Source organism: Bacillus sp. FJAT-14266 (assembly GCF_001719225.1).
Lineage (GTDB): Bacteria > Bacillota > Bacilli > Bacillales > Bacillaceae > Bacillus > Bacillus subtilis.
On the sequence record NZ_CP017072.1, the window covers coordinates 3,083,833 to 3,109,503 of the forward strand.

General features: G+C 45.2%; 32 protein-coding genes. 9 read left to right on the top strand and 23 right to left on the bottom strand.

The features are described 5' to 3' along the window. Nucleotides 1-43 precede the first annotated feature (43 nt). Complete coding sequence (gene yjzB / locus BGM23_RS15970) at nucleotides 44-283, top strand: spore coat protein YjzB (protein ID WP_003232972.1); 240 nt, start codon at nucleotides 44-46, stop codon at nucleotides 281-283. 29 nt (nucleotides 284-312) lie between these two features. On the opposite strand, the gene comZ is transcribed toward yjzB, so the two are convergent. The 4 genes from comZ to BGM23_RS15990 form a co-directional block, all read right to left on the bottom strand. After that, nucleotides 313-504, bottom strand: coding sequence for a ComG operon transcriptional repressor ComZ (gene comZ / locus BGM23_RS15975; protein ID WP_003224559.1), 192 nt, complete (start codon nucleotides 502-504; stop codon nucleotides 313-315). 14 nt (nucleotides 505-518) lie between these two features. Next, the gene (med, locus tag BGM23_RS15980; protein ID WP_003245494.1) at nucleotides 519-1,472 is read right to left on the bottom strand and encodes a transcriptional regulator Med; all 954 of its coding nucleotides are present in this window, start codon (nucleotides 1,470-1,472) and stop codon (nucleotides 519-521) included. Nucleotides 1,473-1,562: 90 nt separating this feature from the next. Then, nucleotides 1,563-2,120, bottom strand: a complete 558-nt coding sequence (locus tag BGM23_RS15985; RefSeq protein WP_003232974.1) for a hypothetical protein — start codon at nucleotides 2,118-2,120, stop codon at nucleotides 1,563-1,565. An 81-nt stretch (nucleotides 2,121-2,201) separates the two neighbouring features. Further along, nucleotides 2,202-2,936 (bottom strand): hypothetical protein, encoded by a 735-nt coding sequence (locus BGM23_RS15990; protein WP_003245223.1) that lies wholly within the window; start codon nucleotides 2,934-2,936, stop codon nucleotides 2,202-2,204. A gap of 248 nt (nucleotides 2,937-3,184) precedes the next feature. Here BGM23_RS15990 and BGM23_RS15995 point away from each other — a divergent pair, with 248 nt between their 5' ends. Continuing rightward, nucleotides 3,185-3,370: a YjzD family protein gene (locus BGM23_RS15995; protein WP_003245236.1), complete on the top strand. Its 186-nt coding sequence runs from the start codon at nucleotides 3,185-3,187 to the stop codon at nucleotides 3,368-3,370. A gap of 45 nt (nucleotides 3,371-3,415) precedes the next feature. On the opposite strand, the gene BGM23_RS16000 is transcribed toward BGM23_RS15995, so the two are convergent. The 13 genes from BGM23_RS16000 to BGM23_RS16060 all read right to left on the bottom strand — a co-directional run bounded on the left by BGM23_RS16000 (nucleotide 3,416) and on the right by BGM23_RS16060 (nucleotide 16,678). Then, complete coding sequence (locus BGM23_RS16000; RefSeq protein WP_003245356.1) at nucleotides 3,416-3,595, bottom strand: YjzC family protein; 180 nt, start codon at nucleotides 3,593-3,595, stop codon at nucleotides 3,416-3,418. Between the two features lie 85 nt (nucleotides 3,596-3,680). Then, the gene (gene argF / locus BGM23_RS16005) at nucleotides 3,681-4,640 is read right to left on the bottom strand and encodes an ornithine carbamoyltransferase (RefSeq protein ID WP_003232980.1); all 960 of its coding nucleotides are present in this window, start codon (nucleotides 4,638-4,640) and stop codon (nucleotides 3,681-3,683) included. After that, nucleotides 4,628-7,720: a carbamoyl-phosphate synthase (glutamine-hydrolyzing) large subunit gene (locus tag BGM23_RS16010; RefSeq protein ID WP_046664073.1), complete on the bottom strand. Its 3,093-nt coding sequence runs from the start codon at nucleotides 7,718-7,720 to the stop codon at nucleotides 4,628-4,630. The genes argF and BGM23_RS16010 overlap by 13 nt, the downstream gene beginning before the upstream one ends. Continuing rightward, nucleotides 7,713-8,774, bottom strand: a complete 1,062-nt coding sequence (locus tag BGM23_RS16015) for a carbamoyl phosphate synthase small subunit (RefSeq protein ID WP_029726276.1) — start codon at nucleotides 8,772-8,774, stop codon at nucleotides 7,713-7,715. The genes BGM23_RS16010 and BGM23_RS16015 overlap by 8 nt, the downstream gene beginning before the upstream one ends. Nucleotides 8,775-8,844: 70 nt before the next feature. Then, the gene (locus BGM23_RS16020; RefSeq protein WP_003232985.1) at nucleotides 8,845-10,002 is read right to left on the bottom strand and encodes an acetylornithine transaminase; all 1,158 of its coding nucleotides are present in this window, start codon (nucleotides 10,000-10,002) and stop codon (nucleotides 8,845-8,847) included. Beyond that, nucleotides 9,999-10,775 (bottom strand): acetylglutamate kinase, encoded by a 777-nt coding sequence (gene argB, locus BGM23_RS16025; protein WP_003232987.1) that lies wholly within the window; start codon nucleotides 10,773-10,775, stop codon nucleotides 9,999-10,001. Before argB ends, BGM23_RS16020 begins: the two co-directional genes overlap by 4 nt. A gap of 14 nt (nucleotides 10,776-10,789) precedes the next feature. Further along, nucleotides 10,790-12,010, bottom strand: coding sequence for a bifunctional ornithine acetyltransferase/N-acetylglutamate synthase (gene argJ / locus BGM23_RS16030; protein ID WP_003232989.1), 1,221 nt, complete (start codon nucleotides 12,008-12,010; stop codon nucleotides 10,790-10,792). Nucleotides 12,011-12,029: 19 nt separating this feature from the next. Beyond that, complete coding sequence (gene argC / locus BGM23_RS16035; protein ID WP_003232991.1) at nucleotides 12,030-13,067, bottom strand: N-acetyl-gamma-glutamyl-phosphate reductase; 1,038 nt, start codon at nucleotides 13,065-13,067, stop codon at nucleotides 12,030-12,032. Between the two features lie 206 nt (nucleotides 13,068-13,273). Continuing rightward, nucleotides 13,274-13,813, bottom strand: coding sequence for an MFS transporter (locus BGM23_RS16040; protein ID WP_003232993.1), 540 nt, complete (start codon nucleotides 13,811-13,813; stop codon nucleotides 13,274-13,276). Beyond that, nucleotides 13,813-15,243 (bottom strand): FAD-binding oxidoreductase, encoded by a 1,431-nt coding sequence (locus BGM23_RS16045; RefSeq protein WP_003232994.1) that lies wholly within the window; start codon nucleotides 15,241-15,243, stop codon nucleotides 13,813-13,815. Before BGM23_RS16045 ends, BGM23_RS16040 begins: the two co-directional genes overlap by 1 nt. 60 nt (nucleotides 15,244-15,303) lie before the next feature. Next, on the bottom strand, nucleotides 15,304-15,474 hold the full coding sequence (locus tag BGM23_RS16050; RefSeq protein WP_003232996.1) for a YqaE/Pmp3 family membrane protein: 171 nt from the start codon (nucleotides 15,472-15,474) through the stop codon (nucleotides 15,304-15,306). Nucleotides 15,475-15,538: 64 nt separating this feature from the next. After that, a complete protein-coding gene (locus BGM23_RS16055; protein WP_003232998.1) occupies nucleotides 15,539-15,847 on the bottom strand; it encodes a metal-sulfur cluster assembly factor in 309 nt (102 codons plus the stop codon). Between the two features lie 63 nt (nucleotides 15,848-15,910). Further along, the gene (locus BGM23_RS16060) at nucleotides 15,911-16,678 is read right to left on the bottom strand and encodes a prolyl oligopeptidase family serine peptidase (RefSeq protein WP_003233006.1); all 768 of its coding nucleotides are present in this window, start codon (nucleotides 16,676-16,678) and stop codon (nucleotides 15,911-15,913) included. A 120-nt stretch (nucleotides 16,679-16,798) separates the two neighbouring features. Here BGM23_RS16060 and yitU point away from each other — a divergent pair, with 120 nt between their 5' ends. From yitU to BGM23_RS16075, 3 genes are all read left to right on the top strand, one after another. Further along, nucleotides 16,799-17,611 carry a 5-amino-6-(5-phospho-D-ribitylamino)uracil phosphatase YitU gene (gene yitU / locus BGM23_RS16065; protein ID WP_003233007.1) on the top strand — a complete coding sequence of 271 codons (813 nt, stop codon included), beginning with the start codon at nucleotides 16,799-16,801 and terminating at the stop codon, nucleotides 17,609-17,611. Between the two features lie 103 nt (nucleotides 17,612-17,714). After that, nucleotides 17,715-17,867: a hypothetical protein gene (locus tag BGM23_RS22030; protein WP_017695668.1), complete on the top strand. Its 153-nt coding sequence runs from the start codon at nucleotides 17,715-17,717 to the stop codon at nucleotides 17,865-17,867. Then, nucleotides 17,868-18,065: a DUF3813 domain-containing protein gene (locus tag BGM23_RS16075; RefSeq protein WP_003233010.1), complete on the top strand. Its 198-nt coding sequence runs from the start codon at nucleotides 17,868-17,870 to the stop codon at nucleotides 18,063-18,065. It abuts the gene before it with no gap. Nucleotides 18,066-18,095: 30 nt separating this feature from the next. Here BGM23_RS16075 and BGM23_RS16080 read toward each other — a convergent pair whose 3' ends face one another. Both BGM23_RS16080 and BGM23_RS16085 read right to left on the bottom strand, forming a co-directional pair. After that, nucleotides 18,096-18,551: a BsuPI-related putative proteinase inhibitor gene (locus BGM23_RS16080; protein ID WP_014479419.1), complete on the bottom strand. Its 456-nt coding sequence runs from the start codon at nucleotides 18,549-18,551 to the stop codon at nucleotides 18,096-18,098. Between the two features lie 18 nt (nucleotides 18,552-18,569). Next, entirely contained in the window at nucleotides 18,570-19,412 is an 843-nt protein-coding gene (locus BGM23_RS16085; protein ID WP_003245017.1) for a YitT family protein, read from the bottom strand. A gap of 137 nt (nucleotides 19,413-19,549) precedes the next feature. Here BGM23_RS16085 and BGM23_RS16090 point away from each other — a divergent pair, with 137 nt between their 5' ends. Then, nucleotides 19,550-20,401: a DegV family protein gene (locus BGM23_RS16090; protein ID WP_003245785.1), complete on the top strand. Its 852-nt coding sequence runs from the start codon at nucleotides 19,550-19,552 to the stop codon at nucleotides 20,399-20,401. Nucleotides 20,402-20,447: 46 nt separating this feature from the next. Here the strand turns inward: BGM23_RS16090 and nprB are convergent, their stop codons facing one another. The 4 genes from nprB to BGM23_RS16110 form a co-directional block, all read right to left on the bottom strand. After that, nucleotides 20,448-22,064, bottom strand: coding sequence for a neutral protease NprB (nprB, locus tag BGM23_RS16095; RefSeq protein WP_046664072.1), 1,617 nt, complete (start codon nucleotides 22,062-22,064; stop codon nucleotides 20,448-20,450). 135 nt (nucleotides 22,065-22,199) lie between these two features. Continuing rightward, a complete protein-coding gene (locus BGM23_RS16100; protein WP_003233021.1) occupies nucleotides 22,200-22,493 on the bottom strand; it encodes a DUF3784 domain-containing protein in 294 nt (97 codons plus the stop codon). A gap of 19 nt (nucleotides 22,494-22,512) precedes the next feature. Continuing rightward, the gene (locus tag BGM23_RS16105) at nucleotides 22,513-23,100 is read right to left on the bottom strand and encodes an HAAS signaling domain-containing protein (RefSeq protein WP_003233023.1); all 588 of its coding nucleotides are present in this window, start codon (nucleotides 23,098-23,100) and stop codon (nucleotides 22,513-22,515) included. Next, nucleotides 23,097-23,444, bottom strand: coding sequence for a PadR family transcriptional regulator (locus BGM23_RS16110; RefSeq protein ID WP_003233025.1), 348 nt, complete (start codon nucleotides 23,442-23,444; stop codon nucleotides 23,097-23,099). The genes BGM23_RS16105 and BGM23_RS16110 overlap by 4 nt, the downstream gene beginning before the upstream one ends. 177 nt (nucleotides 23,445-23,621) lie before the next feature. Between BGM23_RS16110 and BGM23_RS16115 the strand changes: the two genes are divergently transcribed. From BGM23_RS16115 to BGM23_RS16125, 3 genes are read left to right on the top strand one after another with little or no spacing between them, the layout of a single operon-like run. Then, nucleotides 23,622-24,158: an SdpA family antimicrobial peptide system protein gene (locus BGM23_RS16115; RefSeq protein ID WP_003245405.1), complete on the top strand. Its 537-nt coding sequence runs from the start codon at nucleotides 23,622-23,624 to the stop codon at nucleotides 24,156-24,158. After that, a complete protein-coding gene (locus BGM23_RS16120; protein ID WP_003233028.1) occupies nucleotides 24,143-25,072 on the top strand; it encodes a sporulation-delaying protein SdpB family protein in 930 nt (309 codons plus the stop codon). Before BGM23_RS16115 ends, BGM23_RS16120 begins: the two co-directional genes overlap by 16 nt. Next, on the top strand, nucleotides 25,069-25,653 hold the full coding sequence (locus BGM23_RS16125; protein ID WP_003244950.1) for a sporulation delaying protein family toxin: 585 nt from the start codon (nucleotides 25,069-25,071) through the stop codon (nucleotides 25,651-25,653). Before BGM23_RS16120 ends, BGM23_RS16125 begins: the two co-directional genes overlap by 4 nt. Nucleotides 25,654-25,671: the final 18 nt, after the last annotated feature.

Below are 25,671 nucleotides of genomic sequence, written 5' to 3' on the forward strand. Positions count from 1 at the left end.
AGTTCATCTTACTCATAGAGTATGGTATATGGAAAGGAGGCGTATGCAGTTGGATGTGTTTTCAAGAATGATGTTCGGCGATGCAGCAAAACCAACAGAAGAGAAGGAGGAGGAACAGCAAGAGGAAGTTTCTCAGGTTTCTCAGACAAACGACGAAGAGACGATTAATTACATGCATATTATGGACCAAATCGGTTCAATTATGAACTCTCTTGATCAAATCAAGCCCGCTTTAAAGGAGCTTGCGCCCATGCTCTCCGCTATTAAAAAGAAAATCATGTGAAAAGCCACTTTCAAAAAAGTGGCTTCTTCTTATTCTGTTTCAGATTTAGCGTCAGACTTGCCAAGCTCATAAGCTTCCGCCATTACCGTTGTAAATAGATTCATAAACGGCTGGATGGCCTCCATTGAGAGCTCAATGCCTGATTTCTCAAGCTGTTCTTTCGCTTCAGGGAGATATTTCATGGCAATTTGCAAGAATTCAAGTGATTTTTCGTGCTGCATGTGACGTCACTCCATTACTCGTTTTTTGGCAGCTCGCCTGTTTTGTTGTATGTTTTGATCAGCTTGGCGATTCTTTGCTGAAAGTCTTGATCGACGAGCGGGCTGAATGTTCCCATCTCAACGACTCCCGTGTTCAGGTCGTAGTAATGATCGCCGCCCTCAAGGGTGCCTTTATTAAATTGTTCAGCAATGATTTCATAGGCCTTGTCCACATTTTGCACCGTGCTGGTTAATACGGTATTCTCGCCCAGATCCGATTGATCTGTGACGTAGCCTATGGCATAAAGACCGTCTTTTTTGATTTGCTGAATAACAGGAACATTATACCCGTCTCCGGCGGGATACACAACATCCGCGCCTTCGTTCTTCATTTTCTGATAAAGCTTTACTGCTGTTGTATCATCATCCCAATGATCCGTATATTTCGTATTTACCTCTATATCCGGATTTTCATACTTGGCCCCTTTGATAAAACCGTCAACCTCAGGCTGCCACGTAAAGGAAGCAATTACACCGACCTGATTCGTTTTCGACATATGGGCAGCAGTCATTCCTCCAAAAAAGCCCATTGCTTCCCCGCTAAAATGGACACTTGTTACATTATCAGCTTTCGCTTTCGCATTGGAAATGACGAATTCCATATCTGGATAATCTTCGCCGACCAAGTTAAACACCTCAGCATATTCACTCCCATGGCCGTAGAGCAGATTGACGCCCCTCTTATGAAAATCCTCAATCGCATTTATGATATCTTCTTCTGTTTTAACGCCTTCTTTATAATAGACGTCCACATTGTATTTGGATTGTATATTCAGTAATCCTTTATACCCTTTTGTGCCCCATACGAGGTCATTAATCGTATCAGGAAAGAGCATGCCGACCTTCTCAATTTTTCCTTTGAACGGAGTTTGTCCACATCCACTCAATAAAAGGAGGACAGAAAAGATCATGACAAGCCTTGTGATCAAGTCATGTTCAACTCCTTTTGACAAGCTATAACATGTATTATTTTTATACGTTTATTGTATCTAGAAAACTCGAAACATGGAAGGTTTTTCTTAATATTTGTCGAAAATTGATGAAAATTGTCTTTTCCACTCGATAATTTTTGTTTTTGCTTCTTCTTTTGAGGTTTTCTCTGTGACTTGCAATTCAAAAAGCTGATCTTTGCTATGACGGCTTGGTTCTAACAGGAATCTCAGCAACTCGTCAGCCACGTCGTTTGTGTAATAGCCGTCTTCCTCTGTTTCTTCTTTCCATGGCCCGTACATTTTCGGCAGGATCACGGTTTTTTCCGAGCCTGTTTTTTCACGTTTATCCCATTCTTTTCGGTCTTCTTCATATACTAAAATATAAGGAGAATCATATTGGTCTAAAGGCAAAAAACTTCCGAACTGGATACAAATTGTATCATAATTTTGGTCTCCAATGTGTTCAAGCTGGCGAAAGAGTTCATTTCTCCCAAGCCACATGAGTCTTTCTTCTAAGTACATTTGTCTCATTTTATCTTCTGTTTCCGCCAGAACAACGTCAACATGTATGCCTTCATCCATCATTCGCTCACATAATGAAAGGCCGAAAAATTCGTCCGCACCTACAATCAGCGTTGATTCCATTGCATCTGCCGCCCTTCCGGTTTTTCATTTCCCAAAACAAAACAGCCTCCGCAAAAGAGAAGGCTGTTGTCATTATATTCTCTATAATTCTTTTTCATGACTATGAAAGAATTTGCAAATTGATGCATAAATTCTGCTTGGATGCTCAAATAAATGAAATGTCATGTCGACCGGTGAGCCTTGCTTTTGCTGTTTTTCCTTGAAAACTTCCGCATGTACGCTGTAGGGATATGGAGCTCCGGTCATACGCTGCCATATATGAACCGGTACGCCGCTCGGGTAGCTTTGAATTGTTTTATAACGAATCGCTTCCGCTTCTTTTTCAGAAATTCCGTAGCTTTTCGATACTTCTTTCAAAAATTGCTTATAGAAAAATTTATTTTCTTTTTCCGATTCATAATGTGCCTGAAGATCGAGACAAGGATTCAACATTGCGGCTGAGCGGATATGATCCGGGGAAAAACGAAGCAGTTCATCGGCCACGAGAGCACCCATGCCTTCTGCTAAAATATGAATCTTCGGATTGAGGATTTCCTGCTTCAGCACAGAATGTATCAGCTGTTTGGCATAGGTGACTGCTTTTTCCGCCCCCCAATGCCTTCCGAACAGATTGCTGTTAAAAAGAGTGTATCCTTCATTCATCAACATGCTCAGAAGCTGATTTCTGCCATAATGCTGCTGCCAAAAGCTTGAATCATGTCCGACAAAGTGGGTTCTGTCCCCCAAGATAAAGATGCCGAAGCCGTTCGGGCGATAGGGCAGATGAATGACATTATGCTCCGTTCCCAGTTGAAAGTATCTTTCCGTTATTCCCATCGCTTGCCCGCCTCCTTTCACACTTCATCTCACGCTATCTTATGTAAATAGAAAAGAAACGAATAAGGTAAAGTCCTAGCCTTTTACATTTTTGGCTATTATACTGATTGACGTTTTATATTTTACCATTAAAGTGTGACGAATCAGACTCTTTTGTCACCTCACTTTCTGCTAAAATTGGATTCCCCCTTCGCTTTTTGTATGGTATGATAACTTTTAGAATAGAATGAGAAGGACGAGGTGGAAACGTGCGATATATTATTGCCTTTATTTGGACGTTCCTTTTATCACATATGGCATGCTACTTGGTTGCAAGCATGAACAGCGTTACGTATAATTTCAAAACATCATCTGTCATTGCTGTTGTACTGTATGTCTTAATCATGGTTTTAGCAGAAATCATGCCTATGAACAAAAATGCAAGCCAGCATTAAAAAGCCAAAAACCCAAAACATTTATTGTTTTGGGTTTTTTAGTGGTCACGGCTTTCTTTTGTAGGTCCACAGCCGGTTGTGGTTTGATGTTTCGGGGAACATTTCCCCTGCTGACAGATGGACCTTTTGAGGGTTTTTAACCATGCTCCCTGTCTCGCCGATTTCTACGTAGACACCGTTATTAGGCGCTTTCTGTCCGGGCCGGAATTGGTGCTGCTGTCCCACTGTTTTTCCTCCTTTTCCTTTTTGCTGTAGTATGCGCCTAAGCGGCTGTGAATATGTTGCCATCAAAAAAACTGCTGAGTTTGGCTCAGCAGTTTTTTGATGATTCCCCTTTATATAAAATGGCCTTCAGCAGTGCTTTTTGCACATGAAGACGGTTTTCCGCCTGCTGGAACACTGCAGAGTTCGGCCCGTCAATAATCTCCGCAGTCACTTCTTCCTCGCGATGCGCAGGGAGACAATGTAAAAATGTATAGTCAGGCTTGGCATGGCTGACCAGCGCCGCATTCACCTGATAAGGCGCAAAGACAGCAAGACGTTCTTGCTCTTCCGCTTCCTGCCCCATGCTTGTAAACACATCAGAATAAATCACGTCCGCGTCTTTTACAGCTTCAATCGGATCATCTGTCAGCGTGACAGAAGAGCCGGATTGAAGTGCATATGTCTTTGCCGCTTCAGCTGCTTCATCTAACACTTCATATCCCTTTGGTGAAGCGATCGAGATATCACAGCCCATTTTCGCGCAGCCGATCATCAAGGAGTGCGCCACGTTATTTCCGTCACCGATGTACGCGACTTTTACGCCTTTAAGCTTCCCTTTTATCTCCTTAATCGTCAAGAGATCCGCCAGCGCCTGGCATGGGTGGTATTTATCGGTAAGTCCATTGATCACCGGAATGTCAGCTTCTTTGGCAAGTTCCTCCACCTTTTCATGTTCAAAGGTCCGGATCATGATGGCATCCACATAGCCTGACAGCACTTTTGCCGTATCAGCGACAGTCTCACCGCGCCCCAGCTGCAGATCTTTCTGGCTTAGAAAGAGGGCGCTCCCGCCCAGCTGCGCCATGCCCGCTTCAAATGAAACACGGGTCCGCGTTGATGATTTTTCAAAAATCATCGCCAAGGTTTTGCCATGGAATATAGGCTGAATTTTGTTTTGTTTCAGCTCACCGGCTTCTGCGAGCAAGGCGTTTATATCTTCTTCACTAAGGTCCTTTAACGTTAATAAATCTTTTCCGTATAAACTGGTTTGCGTCACTGTGTGCATGATGCCACTTCCTTTTTATAGAGGTCTTTGAGAGATACAGGCTGCGGATGGCCTGAACCGCTTTGTAAAAACGCCCGCACAGTTTCTTCTTCTGTAAAGACGGGGATGCCGTGCGTCATGGCTTCCAAACGTTCTTTGCGTGCTTCTTCAGAACCGCTCAGATTAATGTGGAGCGAGTTTCCTTCCTGTTCCATCCATGAGGCAAATGTTCCTTCATGTATTGTAAAACCTGCGTTTTCTGCTAACTCCTTCACATCTTCCGGAACGTTTTGCAAATAAATGCTTCCTTTTTGACTCCAGACTCTTGTATAGATTTTTTTCAAGGCGCTGTTAGAATCATATGCGACACACATGCCTTCTCCCGTTGATTTCATTTCCGGTCCAAGCTTGACATCCACATCCTGGATCGCATGAGAAGAAAAAACAGGGAACTTCACGGCAACTCCATGATGATTTTGAACTGCCGGATTTAGATCTTTTAAGGACGCTCCCGCCAGCAGACGTGTGGCGAGCGGAATCATCGGAACGCCCATTACTTTGCTGACGACAGGAACCGTGCGGCTCGCTCTCGGATTCACTTCAAGAACGAGTATGTTTCCATTGTCGATCACAAATTGAATGTTCATGATGCCTTTAAATGAAAGTTTTCGGGCAATTTTTTGTGCCGCATCTTTCATGCCCTGCTGCAGCCCGCTCGTGATGGACGGTCCGGGAAGAATGGCAAAACTGTCCCCTGAATGGACACCTGCCCGTTCAATATGCTCGGTATATGTCGGGATAAAGACTTCCTCGCCGTCGGAAATCAAATCAATTTCGACTTCCTTTCCAGACACATACTGATCAATTAAAATCGGGTATGGCATGCTGTCCTCATCATTCAGCAGCTGAGAAAGCTGGGCTTGCGAGTCAACAATGATCATGCCCATTCCGCCGATAACGTAAGATGGGCGGATTAACACCGGATAGCCGATCTCACTCGCTTTTGAAGCGGCTTCTTCTTTTGTATAAGCAATTTCTCCTTTTGCGTGCTTCAATCCCAGCTCGTCAAGAAGCTGATAAAATTGATCCCGATCCTCTAACACGTCGAGCGTTTGAAATGATGTGCCAAGAAGAGTAATGCCGGCTTTTTCGAGCGCTTCAGCAGCATTGATTGCAGTTTGACCGCCAAATTGCACAATTGCAAAATCAATATTTTCCTTCTCCGCCACGTTTACAATATGCTCCGTTGTCATCGGTTCAAAATACAGGCGGTCCGCAATTTCATAATCGGTGCTGACAGTTTCCGGGTTATTGTTAATCATGATGGTTTCGAACCCAAGCTCTTGCAGTGTCAGCACACCGTGAACAGCACTGTAATCAAATTCAACGCCTTGGCCGATCCGAATCGGGCCTGATCCGATAATGAGCGCGCGTTTTTTCTCTTTGCGGCTGATGTCTCCATCGGTCTCTCCGAAATATGTGGAGTAAAAATAGTTTGTTTTCGCATCAAACTCTGCCGCGCATGTATCTACGATTTTAAAGGAAGGCGTAATGCCCATCTCCTTGCGAAGCGCGCGCACCTCTTCTTCTGTTTTGCTGATCAGCGAGGCAATCGTTGCGTCTGAGAATCCCTTTTCCTTTGCTTTCTTCAATAATTCAAAAGAGAGATCGCTCCCTGCTTCCATCAGGCGGTTTTCCAATTTGATGATGTTGTCAAAGGTATGAAGGAAAAACGGATCAATTTTTGTTTTTTCATGGATGTCATCAATCGAGACGCTGCGGCTCAACAGCTCCATGACAACGAAAAATCTGCGGTCATCCGGAGTGATTGCCAAATCCCATAGCGTATCAATTGACAACCCGCTGAGCTCTGGAAGGTGTGTCCCGATATTTTTTAATTCAAGCGACGCGGCTGCCTTTTGTATCGCCGCTTCTAAATTCCGTTCAATCGCCATCACTTCACCGGTGGCTTTCATTTTTGTGCCAAGCTTGCGGTCTGCGTTTTTGAATTTATCAAACGGCCAGCGCGGAAATTTGACGATCACATAATCCAGTGCCGGTTCAAAGCTTGCGTAAGTCGAGCCTGTGAGCGGATTTTTCAGCTCGTCAAGGGTGTATCCGACTGCCAGTTTCGCGGCCATCTTCGCAATCGGATAACCGGTCGCTTTAGATGCGAGAGCCGATGACCGGCTTACACGCGGATTCACTTCAATGACGTAATATTGCTTGCTGAATGGATCAAGCGCGAATTGAATGTTGCAGCCGCCTACGACATCAAGTGCTGAGATGATCGTCAGACTTGCTGTCCGCAGCATTTGATAGTCTTCGTCTGTCAATGTTTGTGACGGCGCCACAACAATAGAGTCACCTGTATGCACGCCGACCGGATCGATATTTTCCATATTGCAGACGGTAATGCATGTGTTATTGCTGTCACGCATGACTTCATATTCAATTTCTTTAAAGCCTGCAATGCTTTTTTCGACAAGGCATTGATTGATCGGGCTTGCTAATAGCGCCTGCTTAATCATAGCTGTAAAGGCTTCTTTATCAGGGGCGATTCCTCCGCCCTTTCCGCCTAATGTGTAAGCCGGTCTGATAATAACAGGAAAACCGATGGATTCCGCAAAATGGAGGGCATCGGCCTCGTTATCAACAATTTCACTCTCCGGCACGGGCTGTTTTAATTCATTCATTAACGAACGGAATTTTTCCCGGTCTTCTCCTTTTTGTATCGTTTCAACGGATGTGCCGAGAAGTTTGACGCCGTGCTCTTTTAAAACACCCGTTTCTTCAAGCTCCACCGCTAAATTCAACGCGGTCTGACCGCCTAAATTGGCAAGAAGCCCATCAGGCCGTTCTTTCTTAATGATGGCTGTCAGGCTTTCTGCTGTCAGAGGCTCAAAATAAATTTCATCAGCGAAGGCTTCATCAGTCATAATTGTCGCCGGATTGCTGTTGACGAGAATCACCCGGTAGCCCTCCTCCTTCAGCGCGATGCACCCTTGAGTGCCTGAATAATCAAATTCTGCCGCTTGCCCGATGATGATCGGGCCTGAGCCGATTACTAATATGCTTGAAATACTGGTGTCTTTAGGCATGCGCGATTTCTCTCCTTGCTGGTATCACATTCTTTAAATAATCATCAAAAATCCATTCGCTTTCCGCAGGTCCGGGATGGGCTTCCGGGTGGAATTGAACACTCATGACAGGCAGTTTTTTATGGGCAAGCCCTTCAACTGACGTATCATTGACATGATGAAACCTGATCGTGAGCTCTTCTTCATTAATCGACTGTTCATCAACCACATAGCTGTGGTTTTGGCTTGTCATAAAGACCCGTTTCGTCTCACGGTCGATGACCGGATGATTAGCTCCCCTGTGTCCGAATGGCAGCTTAAAAGTATTCCCTCCGAACGCGAGCGCGATCAGCTGATGTCCGAGACAAATGCCGAGAGTCGGAAAGCGGCTGATGATGCTTTTGATCTTTCCTAAATATGGCTGGATTGCTTTCGGATCTCCAGGTCCGTTCGATAGCACAATGCCATCGGGTTTGATGTTGTATACGGCCTCCATTTGCTGGTATGGCACCACAGTAACCTTGCAGCCTCTTTTGACAAGTGATGATGCGATTGACTTTTTATAGCCAAAATCAATGAGAGCGATATGTTTATTCCCGTCGCCGAATGTGCTGATTTCCTGGGCTGAAGCCTGCTCTGCCACATTCTCTGGCTGAAGGGCCATCTCAGCTCCTTCTTTAGAGGCTGTGACTGTTGCACCCATCGTCCCGTTTGCCCGGATTTTCTTCACGACAGCCCTCGTATCAACATGGGTTAACAGCGGAATGTTCCATTTCTGTAAATACTCCTTGAGGCTGTATACCGCTTCATAATGAGAAAAGTGATCACACGCCTCATAGACAACCGCTGCTTTTACTTGCGGTTTCTTGCTTTCAAAATCCTTTTCATTTATGCCGTAGTTGCCAATCAGCGGGTAGGTAAATACAATAATCTGTCCCTTATATGATGGATCTGTCAGCACTTCCTGGTAGCCTGTCATTCCTGTGAAAAAAACAGCTTCTCCCGTACAGTTTTCATGACCGTCCAGCTCGCCGCTGAACGATGTCCCATCTTCTAACACTAAATAACCTTCCATCTAACAGCCCACCTCTTGATGAATAATTAATTATAAAAATGAATTTTTATGCCTTTATATCGAAAAAAAATCACTGGTTTACAGCGGAATGATGAGCGATTGCCTGTTTCAGCTTGCTGACGGCTTCTGCTATTTCATCCTTAGTCACGGTGAGCGGCGGCAGCAGCCGAATCACGTTCGGGCCGGCCGGCAATACAAGCAAGCCTAATGTCTGCAATTCAGCAATAATGTCAGCAACCGGGCCATCACACTCAATTCCAAGCATTAATCCTTTACCTCGGATTTGTTTAACAAAAGGGCTCTTTAGCTCTGCCTCAAGCTGTTCTTTTAAAAACGCCCCTTTGTCAGCAGCCTCTTGCAAAAAGTCAGGCTGGAATACAATTTGCAATGTGGCATTCACAGCAGCCATCGCCAGCATGTTTCCTCCGAAAGTCGTTCCGTGAGAACCAGGGGTAAACGCTTCTCCAAGCTGTTTCTTTCCGATGACAGCGCCGACCGGAAAGCCGTTTCCCAATCCTTTGGCGACTGTGATGATATCCGGTGAGAGTCCGAAGTGCTCATATGCGAAGCCTTTTCCCGTCCGTCCGATGCCGGTCTGGATTTCATCAATAATGAGAAGGGCTTGCTTTTCCTTGCAAAACGACTGTACGGCTGATAAAAATTCAGCACTCGCCGGATTGACTCCTCCTTCTCCCTGCACTGTTTCAAGCATCACCGCGGCAATATCGCCTTCCTCCCCAAGAGCTTTAAAAGCAGAAGGATCATTGTATGGCAGGTAGTGAAAGCCTCCAAGCATCGGGCCGAAGCCTGTTTTGATTTTATCCTGTCCGGTCGCAGCCATCCCTGCATACGTGCGGCCATGGAACGACTGAAGAAAAGTGATGATTTTTGTTTTTCCAGTTGCTTTTCGGGCAAGCTTTATCGCACCTTCATTCGCCTCCGCGCCGCTGTTGCAGAAAAAGACAAGATCTCCCGCACTATGCGCTGCCAGCTTCTGCGCCGCTTGCTCTTGGAGACTGTTTTGAAACAGGTTGGATACGTGCCATACGCTGTCAAGCTGTTTTTTGACTGCCTCTGTCACCGCTTCATGGCAGTGTCCTAGATTTGATACCGCAATCCCCTGAATGAAATCAAGGTACGTTTTGCCGTTTTGATCCTCAACGTACGTTCCCTTTGCTTTTTTGATGTCAATATCCCAACGGCCGTAGGTTTGAAACAAGCTGCTCATGAAACAGCCTCCTTTGCTTTGACAATTTTTGTCCCTTGAAAGGTTTGTTCTGCGAAGAATGATCCTTTACCGTTTACGATCATGACTTCAGACACCTGATCTGATAAAGCTGACAAGGCTGAATTGACCTTCGGGATCATCCCTCCTGTGATCACTTCCTGCTTGATCAGCATCTGAATCTCCTTAGGGGTCAGGACGTCCAGACGCTGCTTTTCCTTCATGATTCCATCGACATCCGTGACGAACATCAGCTTATCGGCTTCAAGCGCTCCGGCGACTGCTGAAGCAGCCAGATCAGCATTTACATTCAGCGTTTTGCAGTCGCTTGTCATAGACAGCGGCGCAATAACGGGGATGATGCCATTTTCCATCAGCGCGTTCACCATGGACGCATCGACTTTTTTGATTTCTCCCACTTCTCCGTATGTTTCCGGATCTAGATAATCAGCCTCCAAAAGACCGCCATCCTTACCAGAAATGCCCGCGGCTCGCAGTCCGTGTTTGGCAAGCTCAGCAACGAAAAATTTATTGACAGAACCGGATAAAACCATTTCCGCCACTTCCAGCACCGGCTTCGTTGTTTTCCTCTGTCCGCCCGAAAACTCTGTCTTGATATTTAACCGTTTCAGCATATTTGTGATTTCCGGTCCCCCGCCATGTACGATTGCCAGCTTCCAGCCTGACGCCCTCAGCTCTTTCAGATTTTGATAAAATTCCTCCGACAGCTCACGGATGACGCTTCCCCCGCATTTAAAAACGATTGTTTTCTTCATTTCGCTCCCCTTTATTACGTGCGATAGCTCGCGTTAATTTTGATATAGTCATAGGTCAGGTCACAGCCCCACGCTCTCCCGTTTCCGTCCCCTTCAGCCATCTTGATGACAATGGTGATTTCATCTCCTTCAAGGTATTCCTTGGCGATAGATTCAGAGAATGGCTGAGGTTCGTTATTCTTAAACAGGCATTGGCCGCCAAGATAAACCTCTACTTCTTCTGCCGTCACCTGTGCTGCGGAGTGTCCGATGGCTCCGATGATCCGCCCCCAGTTGGCATCTGTTCCGTATACTGCCGTTTTTACAAGATTTGAGCCGACAATCTTTTTGGCAATGACGTTTGCATCAAGATTGTTTTTCGCTCCCTGTACTTGGGCTTCAATTAGTTTTGTCGCGCCTTCTCCGTCTCTGGCAATCTCTTTAGCTAGATCCTCACAAGTGAGCAAGAGCGCTTTTTTAAAGACCGGCCAGTCTGGATGGTCTTCTGTCAGGCACTCGTTTTCGGCGCAGCCATTCGCCATAACTAATACCATGTCGTTCGTGGATGTTTCTCCGTCAACTGTGATTTGGTTAAATGAAACGTCAGTGATTTCCCGAAGCGCCTTTTGCAGCGCTTTTTCTTCGATTGCCGCGTCAGTTGTCACAAATCCCAGCATCGTGGCCATGTTCGGGTGTATCATCCCAGAGCCTTTGGCCGCTCCGCCGATCGTGACTGTTTTGCCGCCGATTGCCAGTTCATAGCACGTCTGCTTGATCACCGTATCAGTTGTTAAAATCGCTTCCTCAAAATCGCCTGATCCCGCAGGTGTTTCTTTCAGCAGTTCGATCCCCGCGTGGATTTTTTCCATGTCTAAATGCTCGCCGATGACACCCGTTGATGAAACAGCGACAAGCTCCGGCTCAATGCCAAGCTGTGAAGCAAAGCTCTCCCGCATTGTGTATGCGTCCTTTAAGCCCTGTTCTCCCGTGCAGGCGTTGGCAATGGCGCTGTTGACGATGACGGCTTTCAGTGTCGGTCCGTGCTTTAAGCTGTCTTGTGTCACTTTGATCGGAGCAGCCTGAAAGTGGCTTTGGGTATAAACTGCTGCACTCACGGCCGGTGTCTCGCTGATAATGACGCCGAGGTCTTTTTTCGAGTAGCGCAGTCCGCAATGCACACCCTTTGCCTGAAACCCTTTTGGCGAGGATACATCACCTGTTACTTTTACAATTTGATCTTCACTTAACTGAATCATGGTTCGATTCTCTCCCGTTCTATGGATAAATTGGCGTGATGGTGAGTCCAGTTTCTTCATTCCAGCCATTCATCAAATTAAAGTTTTGCACTGCCTGACCGGCGGCACCCTTCATTAAATTATCGATTACCGAGACGATCGTGACTCTGTTCGTTCTCTCATCGAGGGTCACGGCGATATCACAGAAATTGCTGCCGTACACTTCTTTCGTTTGCGGGTACTGACCTTTTGGCCTCACTCTCACAAAATATGAATCTTGGTAAAATTCCGAATATAAATCATGCAGGTCATCTGCGGTTAGGTCACAGGTTAATCTGGTATACATCGTCGCCATGATGCCCCTTGTCATCGGAACCAAGTGAGCCGAAAATGTAATGGGCCCGAGACCTGGCTGCCATTCATTCAGCGCCTGCTCAATTTCCGGCGTGTGCTGATGTTCATTGACTTTATAAATTTTAAAATTGTCGTTCAGCTCAGAAAAATGAGTTCCCATGGATGCTTTTCTTCCCGCTCCGGAAACACCGGTCTTCGCGTCAACGATAACGAAAGATTCATCGAGCAGTTTCTTTTGAGCCAATGGCGCGAGGCCAAGCAAAACAGCTGTTGGAAAACAGCCTGGATTGGCAATGAGTTTCGCCTGTTGAATTTGCAGTTGATTCAGTTCTGCCAGACCGTATACCGCCTCTTGAATCACCGCCTTCGGTGCCGCTGTCCGTTTATACCATTTTTCATATTCAGCCGGTTCTTTTATCCTCAGATCACCTGACAGATCAATAACCGGAATTCCCGCGTCTGCCAGCTTTGGAGTCAATTCACTTGATACTCCGGGCGGCGCAGCGAGAAACATGATATCTATTTCGTGTTTGATCGTATTCATATCAATCGGCTTCAGCTGCTGATCCGCTAAGCCGGTAAGATGAGGATAACCCTCGCTATAGACATTCCCTTCTCCGCTGGATGAATAAAGTATGCATTCCTCTGCATGAGGATGATGCGAAAGAATCCTGACAAGTTCGGTGCCTCCATATCCTGTAGCACCTACAATTCCTATTTTCAAAACAAGTTCACCCTCTTGGTCTTTGTGAAATTATTTAACATTATAACATGAATAAAAATTAATTCAATCGTATATTTAATATTTTTATTCATTTATAAATTTTCTGTTCAATGGGAATTCCGCTCAAAAAAAATCAGCACGACTCCAGCACAAAAACGTTGATGCGGTGCCGCATTTCAGCCGCATAAAAAAACAGGCTGACCGCGTCAGCCTGTTTTCATCATCATCAATCCACTCAAAAAATATAGAATAGAGCTTGCATAAAAAATCATTTGCACTGTGAAAAAGTCAGCGAGAAAGCCCCCGAGCATAATGGCTGCTGCTGAAAAGACAGCTGTCCAAAAATGGTAATTCCCGATCTTCTTTCCACGCTCTCCACTGTCTGTAAAATTAGCGATCAGCACTTTTTCTCCATGCTTTTGCATCGCTCCAAAGAGCCCTAACAGCACTTGGACGATATACACTTGAACGACGCTTCCGATATGCGGGACATATAAAAGCAGAACAGCCATCCCCCACGAGTTCAGAAGCAGAAAATAACGGCTGTCAAACCTTTCAGACAGCCGTCCGAGGAGCGGGTAAATAAGCGCTCCGCTCAACCCGAACAATCCGTAGGAAAAACCGAACTGTGTGTAGCTTGAGCCGATATTTTTCACAAACAGAATATAAAACGGAAAGATTAAGCTGCTTGCGAAAAACACGCTGCTTTGTGATAATGTCAGCCATTTTAATTTGTTTTTCCCCATTATTTATACCTCTGATAAAAGTAATTCATAAAGCGCTCATCCGGGTCATAGGTTCGTTTTTTCTGAAAAAACGCTTCACTTTTCGGATATGCCTGTCTCATTTGCGCTTTTGTCTGGTAGGTCATATAAGGCAGATAATAGCTGCCGCCGTGCTTGATGGCAACGTCTGTCATGCGCCTGATGATTCGGGCGGTATCTGCCTGGTCTTCTTTTGAAAAGCCCTCGTTTATTAATAGTACGAGCGAAAACATATCGTCCTTCGCATAGGAAAGGTCGGCCTTTTCATTTTTCTGCACGTAGCGGATCGTAATGTTCAGCAGGTTCAGATCTTCGTCCGACAGCGTTTGTCTCAGGTCATCAATATAGGACCCATACTCCTTCACGGGCACAAAGTATTCTTGCAAAACATCTGTGTTGTCATTGTTTTCATACTCAAGAAACTTTGATTCGGACCGCATGACGTTATTGCGTGAAATCTCTGTGCCGTTCTGGCTCAGGAAATAGGATTGCTGTGTGTCCCACAGCCAATTCCTCCCCCATTCATACCGTCTTGACAAGCCGAGTGCAAACTTTGTGGCTCCCGTATACTCGTCTTCTTTAAGTTCGCTGTATGAGGACAGCTGATCCTGATGATTAGCCAATACGTAATTCGTGACATACATGTCTTTCAGAAATCCTTTTTTCGCTGTTGAAATTCGCGCCAGATGCATTCGGACATCTGGATTTCCTTTTACATGCTTTGAAAAATAGTCTGAGTATGTGCTGTAATTCATTTTTTCTGTCTTCATGACATACAGCTCATCATCTGTCAGCTCAAGCGTTACATCAAGAATCACGCCAAAAAGGCCGTACCCTCCGATGACCGCCGTAAACAAATCATCTTTTGGAGTGACAGTGATAATCATCCCGTCAGCTTTTAAAAGCCGGAATGATTTGACTGTATCAATTAGCGAGCCGTAGCGAATATCACGTCCGTGTGCATTTGCGCTGAGAGATCCGCCGATTGTAAAAATGTTTTGTGACTGCATGACTTTTACCGCGAGTCCGTATGGATTCACGTATTTCTGGATATCATTCCACGTTGCACCGCTTTGCACCCTGATGGTTTTCTTCTCTTGATCGAGTGACAGGATTTTGTTGTAGCCCGTCATGTCGAGAACGATGCCGTCCTCATAATATGTATGGCCGCCCATGGAGTGCTGGGCCCCGGCGATTGAAATTTTTATGTTTTTTCGATTTGCCTCTTTGACTGTGTCAATGAGCATTTCCTCTTCCTGCCCTTTCACTGTCTGCTTTATTTTTACAGGCATCAGGCGGCTGACATCCGTCATCTCGCTTGTGGCTGTTTTTTGCTCTGAGTTCACAGAGTACGCAAACAGGGCCGCATACGCGCCAGTACAAAGCGCGAATGCAAGCAATTTCTTTTTCATAGTGCTCTCCCTGCTGTTTTTATGACCATTATACCATGACTGCGTCCTCATTTTTCCAAATTATCTTCTTGCCCGTTTTTCGGCACGGCGGTCGGCGACGATAAAGCAGGCGTGAATCGCGCCCGGCAGCCAAAAGATACAGGTCAATATGAGATTCAGCAAGGCCTGAAACGGTTTTCCCGAAAACAAAACAGCAAGCGGCGGGCATAAAACTGCCAGCAGGTACATCATTTCCTTTCACTCCTTTCAGCTGTAAAAAAGGACAGCCTCACATGTCAGGCTGTCCTTTTTTGTTTTATTGAATGCCAAGCGCAATTTTTGCGTATCTGGACATTTTATCCCTAGTCCAAGGCGGATTCCATACAATGTGAACCTCTGTGTCTTTCACTTCAGGAAGGTCCGCTAATGCTTTTTTCACCTCATCCACGATAATCGGCGCTAAAGGGCATCCCATTGATGTTAGCGTCATGGTGATGTGCGTCAAGCCATCTTCATCCATATCAACGTCATATACCAAGCCGAGGTTCACGATATCAACGCCAAGCTCAGGATCGACAACCTGTTCCAGGGCGCCCATGATGTTTTCTTTTAATGCTTCTTCCACGTTCCCTCACTCCTTTTTTCTACAGTATAACGTAAATTCAGCTCTTGTTAATAACTTAGTGCTTTATAAGTACGTTTCAAACCATTCAATCGTTTTTAACACAGCTGCCCGCGGGACTTTATGGTCAGCGTTTTCATCTCCGATAAATTGCAGGCGTTCCGGCTGCTCGCTGTAATGGGATTTAATCGTGTCATAAAATTTCCGGGTCGGCGCGTAAGGCACAACTTTATCTTTTGCGCCGTGCCAAAATAAAAGCGGGCGCTGTTGCAGTTTCTCCGGCTGAAGGCTGAGATCCCGCAACTCGAGACGTTTCATCAGCTGCTGTACCTTCTCTTCCGGCACATCGATTTCAATGCCCTGAGATTGAATATGGTCAATCTGCTGCTGAAACAGCTCCACGTAATTCGGGCTTCCCATCAGGCTGACGCCGGCTTTTATCCAATCATATGCAGTCAAAGCGCCAAGCGTTGTGATGCCGCCCATTGACGTGCCTGCGAGACCGATGCGGCCGCCGTCTATCAGGCCCTCTTTTTCAAAATGGTTTTTAAGTACGCCGATCTCTTCAATCTCGTTGAGGACGATATCCCAAAAATGCCCCGCCAGCTCTTCAACAGCCATTTCTTCTCCCCGTTCCCCATGGTGCAAAGCCTCCGGCAGAACGGCTCTAAAACCCTTCTCCGCAAGCAGATAAGCAATATGAAGGTTGTGTTCCTTCGCGCTTGTAAAACCATGTATAAAGATCACGAGAGGAACAGCGCGGTGCCTGTTCTCTTCCTTTACAATATGTAAAAACGGAATACCGGAAACGGTTTGATTCTCAATTTGTATCACAATGTGCCCCTCCTTAGGATAACCATAATCATAAGTGTAACATGTAGACAATAAAGATGGTAAAAAGCTACACTGTAAGTAAGGCAAAACAAGCAAAATCTAAGGTTAAAGGAGCTTTTCATGGAGACAAAACCCTATTTAATCGCATTAGATTTAGATGGAACATTATTAAAGGATGATAAAACCATATCTGAAAACACCCTTCATACGATACAGCGCCTAAAAGATGACGGGCATTATGTCTGCATCTCAACAGGCCGTCCGTATCGTTCAAGTTCCATGTACTACCAGCAGATGGAGCTGACAACGCCAATTGTCAATTTTAACGGAGCATTTGTCCATCATCCGCAAGACGACAGCTGGGGACGGTATCATACGTCACTGCCGCTTGATGTTGTCAAACAGCTCGTGGATATCAGCGAGAGCTACAACGTACATAACGTGCTTGCTGAAGTGATTGACGACGTATACTTTCATTACCATGATGAGCACCTGATAGATGCCTTTAACATGAACACAACAAATGTAACAGTCGGAGACTTGCGGGAAAATCTCGGTGAAGATGTGACGTCTGTACTCATACATGCAAAAGAAGAGGATGTGCCGGCAATACGCTCATATTTATCGGATGTGCATGCCGAGGTAATCGACCATAGAAGATGGGCCGCTCCGTGGCATGTCATTGAAATTATCAAAAGCGGCATGAATAAAGCGGTCGGCCTGCAGAAAATCAGCGATTATTACGGCGTGCCGAGGGAGCGGATCATTGCTTTCGGGGATGAGGATAACGATTTGGAAATGCTTGAATTTGCAGGCTGCGGCGTTGCAATGGGAAATGGAATTGACGCGGTCAAACAGATTGCCAACCGAACAACGGCTACAAATGAAGAGGACGGCGTGGCAAGGTTTTTGAAAGAATATTTCTCACTTTAAAGAAGGCCCGTATTAATTTTTCCCACTCATAAACCTTACTTTACCCCACCATACTATTGAAGACGACTCATCTCGTCAAAGTATGGAAGGGGGCAGTCTCAAAATGGGTAAACGAAGCAAATCCAGAAGGTTTATTCAGCAGGGTAAAGACTCCATCGGGCTACACGCCGCAAGATTTCCATATCGGTCTACTTTAGAAGAAGCTCACCAGCATGCCGCGGCACGAGACTCGGCCGAAAGCCAGGTTGAATATTAAATGAGAAATGAACTGTTTCAGCAGGCAAAATCATTTGTTCAACAGGCGGTCATGGTGACAAACGGCTTTGAGGAAGGCGATCAGGAGCAAGCGATTCTGAGAGCCAAAAATGCTGTATCTTCTGCGTATGCCAATTCGACAGATGCGGAACGTCGCCAGCTGCATCAATTTCAGAATCAGCTGGACAAACTGCAATAAAAAAAGGCTATGGCGACTCGCCATAGCCTCTTATTTGACTTCAAACTGCTGAACAGCCTGAACCTGCTTAAGATTTTCCGCCCTGCCCTTAAATGTCACCTTTACCTCATAGGTTCCGGGCTCAGGGACTTCCTTCCACACATCAGAGAAATCATATGTTTCTCCGGATTCAAGCGTCAGGTTTTGAAAAGCCTGCGTAAACATTTTGTCTTTCGAATAACGGTATCTTTCTTTGTGCTCAGAATCATACACGACAAGTTCAAATTTTTGCCCTGTGCTGAATTGAAACTCAATAGCACGTTCGCTTTGGTTCTTCAGCGACATGTTAAACTTGATTTGTTCAGGCTCCTGAATTGCGTCAATAGATAAAACAACCTCTTGATTCTCCATTCCGCCTGATACCTCCTTATCGGGTTCTGTCTGCTCATCTTTCCCGCAGCCTATCAAAAGCAGCACGGGGAGGAGCATCACAAGCAGCCGTTTCACGACTTCCACCTGCTTTCGTCAGTCTTTTCTAAAGAAACCAAAAATCCCTGTCGTTTGAACAATGTTCGTAAATGCTTTCGGATCAACTTCTTTGACGATCTTTTCTAAATCGTACAGTTCATACCTCGTGATGACGATAATCATCATTTCTTTCTGTTCGTTCGTAAAAGCTCCTTTTGCCGGAACAGTTGTGATGCCGCGCACCATTTTTCCGTAAATGGCTTCCTTGATTTCGTCCGCTTTTTTCGTCACAATCATTGCCGTAAGCTTCATGTGGCGAGTGTGAATGGCGTCGATCACCCTCGTTGTCACATATAGTGTAACCAGGGTATATAATGCTTTCTCCCAACCTTGCAATAATCCTGCCGTCAAGATGATAATCCCGTTCAGAATGAAGAAATACGTGCCGACGGGTTTATCCTTCCACTTTGCAAGCACCATGGCGACGATATCAAGCCCGCCTGTCGAAGCTCCGTATTTTAATGTTAAGCCGATACCGACTGCGGAAATGACGCCGCCGAACACCGCGTTCAGCAAAATGTCATGTGACAGGCTTGTTTCCGGCAGGATCCCCATAAACAGAGTAGTGAGTGCGACACTTAAAATGCTGTACACTGTAAACGATTTGCCGACCTTCAGCCATCCTAAAATACCGACTGGAATGTTTAAGAGGAACAAGAGCGTTCCCGTCGATATGTAAAAGGGGGCATATTGATCAACGACGCTTGATAAAAGCTGGGCAACACCTGTAAATCCGCTGGCATATACATCTGCAGGTATCAAAAATAAGTTCAGCCCGGCAGCATTGAGTAAAGCGCCGATGATGACGATGAGTAATTTTTTTGTTTGATCTAGTACCATGGCATGTTCCTCCGCTCTTTCTTCTTTATTATGTTTTCCCTTAAAACAAATATTTGAACACGATTTTGGCAAATTAATATGATATAGTTGGCTTAACTCTCATGATAACGAGCGATAACGGAAAGAAGGGAAGCAATATGACAGTTCATCTCATCGCTGACAGCGCCACTGATTTGCCTCGTTCTTATTTTGAAGAAAAAGGCATTGGCTTTATTCCGCTCAGGGTTTCTCTCGGCGATAAAGAATTCGAAGATGCAGTCACAATTCATGCGGATCAAATATTTGAAGCGATGCAAAATGGAGAAACGCCTAAGACATCCCAAGCCTCACCGCAAACAATTAAAAATGTGTTTTTGCAATATGCCGAAACAGGTGATCCCGCTCTTTACATTGCCTTTTCCTCAGGTCTCTCCGGCACGTATCAGACAGCTGTAATGATCGCCAATGAAGTGAAGGAGGAATTCCCCGATTTCGATTTGCGGGTCATTGATTCCAAATGCGCTTCATTAGGATACGGTCTGGCTGTCCGGCATGCTGCCGATCTCTGTATCAACGGGAATACAATACAAGAAATTGAAACGTCTGTAAAGAACTTTTGCAGCCAGCTTGAACACATTTTTACCGTTGATGATTTAACATATCTCGCGAGGGGCGGCCGGATATCCAAAACGTCCGCTTTTGTCGGCGGCCTGTTGAATATTAAACCGCTGCTTCAGATGGAGGACGGCAAGCTTGTGCCTCTGGAAAAAATCCGCGGACAGAAGAAACTTTTCAAACGGATCATCGAGCTTATGAAAGAGCGCGGGGATGATTGGAGCAATCAAACCGTCGGGATTAGCTACGCCGCGAACAAAGAAAAAGCCACGGACATGAAACACCTGATTGAGGAAGCGTTCAAGCCGAAAGAAATCATTATGCATCCAATCAGTTCAGCAATCGGCTCGCATGCCGGCCCAGGTACATTGGCGATATTCTTTTTAAGAAAATGAGCAAACAAAAACAGTCAGACTCTGTGTCCTGACTGTTTTTGTTTGCTCATAGAATGCCGACAGCCTCATACGCCTTTTCGACTGAAACTGATTGCTTTGAGCCTTCACCGTATAAATCATTGGCAGCTTCAATCGCCGCTTGCTTCATCATGCTGAAATCTGTAGATGCCGTTACATAATATGTTAAAGCCCGATAGTAAATTTGTTCACTTGCTTCACGCCCAATCCCTTCAACCTGTACACCGTGGTGCACGCCTCCTTCTGCAAGAAGATAAGCTGCTTTATTGTGAATGGACGAATTGATATGGACTCCGCCATAATCCTCTGTTCCTGTGTAGCGGTTCGAGTAATGATCTGGATTTCCCTGCTTAGATGGGTCCTCCAATGACCGCAATGAATCTCCTGCAATACCAGGAGTATAGACATCTTCGCCGATCTCCCAATCATCACGGTCAGCCATCGCGCCCATAATGTCAGAAATGGACTCATTTAATGCACCGGGTTCTCCTTGATATAAAAGACCGGCGGAATACTGTGTGACTGCGTGTGTGATTTCATGCGCGACAATGTCGAGCGATCCAGACAGCGGCTTAAATTTCGAACCGTCTCCATCCCCGTATACCATCTGGACACCGTTCCACGCAGCATTGTTCCATTGTTTGCCGACATGCACGGTAGACGTAATCCTTGCTCCGTTTTGATCAAAAGAATCACGGCCAAATGTCTTGCTGTAATAATCGTAAACGGCTTGCGCATTTGCGTGTGCGTCTACAGCCGCAGGTTCATTAAATACGGACGTGCTGCTGACTATTTCTTTGCCCGTATACCCGATCAGTTGAGACAAAAGCGTAAACAAGGTTTCGTTCAGGTTCTTCGCGTCAAATGTATTGATCCCTTTTCCCCTTGTTTCGTCAGCCAAATAAAAGCGCCCATTTTGTTCTCTGACGTCAAAGCTTTTTTCATCACCTGATACGCCGATTCCTGTACCTGCCGCTTCATGAATGGCATTAAAGGACTCAATGACCTTTCCGTTTTTGGCATCGATGAAATAATGCCAATAGCCAGGCTCAGGTTCAGATGTCGAGAGTCTCACAAGGTAGGCGAGATCATATTCACCGTCGTGTGGATAGATATATAATTCGCCTTTTGGTTCCCCATCAAGATATTCGATTTTTCCAATGGAAGCCTCGAGCTCACGCCTTGCTGCATGTATTGCTTTTTTCTCAGAAATAGACGGTGTGATGGAGACGTCCTTGATTTGCGGATGCACCTTTCCAAAGAAACTTTTCACTTGTTTGTTTTCCTTCATCGCGACCGCTTGTTCAAAGCCGTAAATCGGAATTCCTTTGTAAACCTCCGTTAATTTAAAAAACGTTTGTTTTGTCTTTGGATCCTTTATGGTTTTCGAAACACGAAAATGGCTGTTCGCATTCCCTTTGAGCTTAAACTGCGTTTGATGCTTGTCAAGATAGGAAAATAGCGATTCTTTCTGGGTTGTGTTTTGTACCGGCTTCTGCGGTGACTTTTCGATGATGTATGAAGGGGTTTGATACGTATGGTCGTATTTGATGCTTTGATCAGCTGAGGCATGTGTTACAAAAACCATTTGGGCCGCCGTGCATAAGCCGGCCAGTAATAGAGATGTCTTGGTCAGGTTGCGCAAAACACCACATCCTTCCTATTTTGGAATCTACCATTTTTCTTCATCCTATCAAAAATACAAAAACTTGTATGTGGTGCTTCGTTCTTATTTTCCCAAAAAAGAAGGGCAGAGATATTTCGCTCTGCCCTTCTTTTTCTACTCTACTAATTTTTTATTGACATAAATAATAACCCCTGCTCCATATGCCAGTATAAGCGGAGGTATGAGCTGCTCCTGACCTTGAAATGAGATAAAACTATTCAGCAAAATGAACAAACCGGAATTCAAGAAAAAGTAGCCTGCTATTCTGGCCAGCCGGTCTTTATCCCGTATACGCGCCTCGTTAAACCCAGCCAGCATCCAGGTTTGTTTTTTGATTCCGACAAAATAGGCAACCACAAAGAATAAAAGCGCGATGACAATTAATAGATAATTGATGCTGATTTCCATCTTACAGCCTCCTACAAGATTACTTGATGTTAAGAAAAAGAAAAAAAGCGGCGCAGCTTACTGCAATCAGCAGCAGGACGACAAGCGCATTGAGGAACGGGCTCAAAAGAAGCACCACTGCTAAAAACAGCAGATAAACCGCACCGACTCGCGAAATCGTAACAATCTCCTTTTGAGAGCGCATTTTGTTTTTTCTGACACCTGCAAACATCATCAATTTTTTCCGCTTCCATACATATCCGGCGAGCACCATTAAATAAACAGCCAGCGGCAGATGTCTGAAGTCGGACGGCAGCAGCGGCAGGGCGATAATCGTGACAATGAGAAGGACCGAAAGCCAGCTTTTGCCCAATAAAGACCTCCTCCTTTTCGTCTCTCCCCCATCACCCATCATCAATTCGGCAAGCTCCTTCGGATGAGAAAATTCAGATTCAACAGCTTCCTGCAGTTCCTCTTCACTAAGGCCGGCTTTGATTCTGTCTTGAACGAAAGCGGTGATATGCCCCTTTAATTCGTCGATAGCGTTTTCTCTCTCTACATCAGGCATATTCTCCAGCTCTGCATTTAGTTCCTCCATGTATCGGTCAATGATAAGCTGTCCATTCATAGCAAATCCCCCGATAAAGACAGTAAGGCTTGATGGGTTTCCAGGTATTTCTCCAGCCGTTCTTTTAACATTTCTTCTCCTTTTTGTGTCATTTTGTAATACTTTCTTTTCGGGCCGTCCAGTGAATCTTCCCAAAAAAATTCGATCCATCCCTTCTCGGTCATACGTTTCAGAATCGGATAAATCGCTCCCTCTGAAATAGCCAGAGCCGAGGTGGTTTTTAAGGATGACGTCAGCTCATAACCGTACATCGGTTTAGAATGCAGTAGGGATAGGATGGCCAGCTCGAAAATCCCTTTTCGAAATTGAACAATCCAGCGGTCATTAACTTGATTCGTTTTCATGGTTTAAATATATCGAAAAAAACACTATATATCAATCACATATAGCAGTGTAAAATGTCCTGTTTTTCCTTTTAACAAAAATGGAATTTCTCATACTTTTTAACCTTTTTATTACATAAATGTTTTTATATTATGAAAAGTGTAAAAACGATTCTTCAGGTTAAAAGGAGCAGTCGAATGCAGAAATCGATATCATTTTTTGTCATTTTTTCAATCCTTTGGGGTTCGCTATTTCTGTTTTCTATTATTGGCAGCTTAGGGACAACCCCGATTCCGCTGACAAAGGACTCCAAATTTCTCATGTCCAGCATCCTCCCTCAGGGCTGGGGCTTTTTTAGCAAAAATCCGCGTGATACTGCAATCGGCTTATATGAGGCTGAAAATGCCAGCGCCAAGGTCAGATGGCCCAATATGAGGGCTGACAACCTATTCGGCCTGTATCGGTATGGGCGGTCACAAGGCGTTGAAATGGGCGTGATCTACAGCCAAGTCGGCAAGGAACAGTGGACAGCATGTAAAGAAAAGGACCTCGGCGCATGCAAAAGCAAAGCCAAAACCGTGCAATTAAAAACACCCGCTCCCCGCCCGCTGCTTTGTGGCAGCTACTATTTGACGAAAGAGGATATTGTTCCTTGGAGCTATTCTAAATATACCCCTTCGTCTTATCAGGTAAAAAGCATAGTCAAGGTTGTGATCTCATGCTCGAAAACATAAAACAGACCATCACCAGATGGGACGAAAGAAACCCGTGGACAAATGTATATGGCCTCGCGCGAAGCATCATTGCGCTATCCAGCCTGCTGACGCTGCTCATCAATCACCCGAGCCTCATTATGAAGCCAGCCAGCGGGATCAGCAGCTATCCAGCTTGTAAAATGAATCTCAGTCTCTTTTGTCTCGGCGAAAATAACTATATGATGTTAAATCTTTTCAGATGGGTCTGCATTGCCATTCTGGTGCTTGTTGTCATTGGCTGGCGCCCCAGAATCACCGGGGTTCTGCATTGGTATGTCAGTTACAGCCTGCAGTCATCGCTGATCGTCATCGACGGAGGCGAGCAGGCAGCAGCAGTCATGACCTTTTTATTGCTTCCCATCACGCTGACCGATCCGAGAAAATGGCATTGGAGTACGAGACCTATAGAGGGCAAAAGAACACTTGGAAAAATAACAGCTTTTATTTCTTATTTTGTGATCAGAATCCAAGTGGCGGTGCTTTATTTTCACTCTACCGTCGCTAAGCTATCTCAGCAGGAATGGGTGGACGGAACGGCCGTCTATTATTTCGCCCAGGAAAAAACCATTGGCTTCAACGGCTTTTTTCAGGCGTTAACGAAGCCAATTGTAACAAGTCCGTTCGTGGTGATTCCGACATGGGGGACGCTGCTGGTTCAAATTGTCATCTTCGCGGCACTGTTTGCGCCGAAGAAGCATTGGAGATTGATTTTGATCATCGCTGTTTTTATGCATGAGATTTTTGCAGTCATGCTGGGCCTCATCAGTTTTTCGATTATCATGGCCGGCATTTTGATATTGTATCTCACTCCTATCGATTCCACGATTCAATTTACATATATTCGCAGACTGTTGTGGAATAAAAAACACAAGAAGGGAGAGGTTTCAGTTTGAAGAAGGCGTTTCTAGTATTTTTGTCGGTTGTATTGGTGACGACTGTGTTTTTGGTGAAGCAGCAAGAAAGTGTGGCACAGGCAAAGCAGCTTGAGTATTCAGGTGAGGAAATTTTTAAAGGCTTTGTGTTTGCCCAAGGGGAAGTTGGCAAACAGCTTCCAGAGGTCTTTAATAAAGCGATGACAGACAAACTCAACACAAAACAGGCAAAGGCTTTTGCCAATCAGGTTGTCGCTGATATTAAAAAAGAGGATGCTGACTTTTTTGATAACCTGAAGAAAGCTGTTTACAGCAAAGATGCATTGAAAGTGGATGAACTGCTGAAAAAAGCAGGTCAAATCGTTGAAGAAAAAGTAGAAGCTGCAAAGGAAATCGCCGCTTCTAAGGATGATACATCCAGAGTTCAGGCCGAGCTTGTCAACACTGTTGATACCGCTAACTATTTCTATTATGTTTCTTATGTTGCTGCAGCAGGTGCCCTGATTCTGATCATTCTCGCCATTGATATTACGCCGATTGCGATTTCAGACAATGTGGATCGCGAAATGGCAATCAGAACGCTGGTTGATGAATTAAACTAGACATAAAAAAACGGCTCG